This window comes from Luteimonas sp. A534 (assembly GCF_054072805.1).
The window spans coordinates 1-551 of sequence record NZ_JBSVRR010000027.1; the positions used below are offsets into that span (position 1 = coordinate 1).

Consider the following 551-nt stretch of genomic DNA (forward strand, 5'->3'; position numbering starts at 1 on the left):
TCGCCTTCCAGCGCCTTCAGCGCCGAACCCTTGATGATCGGAGTGTCGTCGCCCGGGAAGTCGTACTTCGACAGCAGCTCGCGCACTTCCATCTCGACGAGCTCCATCAGCTCGGCGTCGTCGACCATGTCGGCCTTGTTCAGGAACACCACGATGTACGGCACGCCCACCTGGCGCGCCAGCAGGATGTGCTCGCGCGTCTGCGGCATCGGGCCGTCGGCCGCCGAGCACACCAGGATCGCGCCGTCCATCTGCGCGGCACCGGTGATCATGTTCTTCACGTAGTCGGCGTGCCCGGGGCAGTCGACGTGCGCGTAGTGGCGGTTCGGGGACTCGTACTCGACGTGCGAGGTCGAGATCGTGATCCCGCGCGCCTTCTCTTCCGGCGCCTTGTCGATGGCGTCGTAGGCGTGGAATTCGCCGCCGAAGCGTTCCGCACCGATCTTCGTCAGCGCCGCCGTCAGCGTCGTCTTGCCGTGGTCCACGTGACCGATCGTGCCCACGTTCACGTGGGGCTTGGTGCGCTCGAACTTACCCTTGGCCATGATTGC

General features: G+C 65.7%; 1 protein-coding gene. It reads right to left on the minus strand.

Going from position 1 to position 551, the window contains the following annotated elements; all coding sequences use genetic code 11:
- A partial coding sequence (locus ACW5F0_RS14740) for a GTP-binding protein (RefSeq protein WP_457000047.1) occupies nt 1–545 on the minus strand: 545 nt, incomplete at its 3' end.
- Between the last annotated feature and the right edge of the window lie 6 nt (nt 546–551).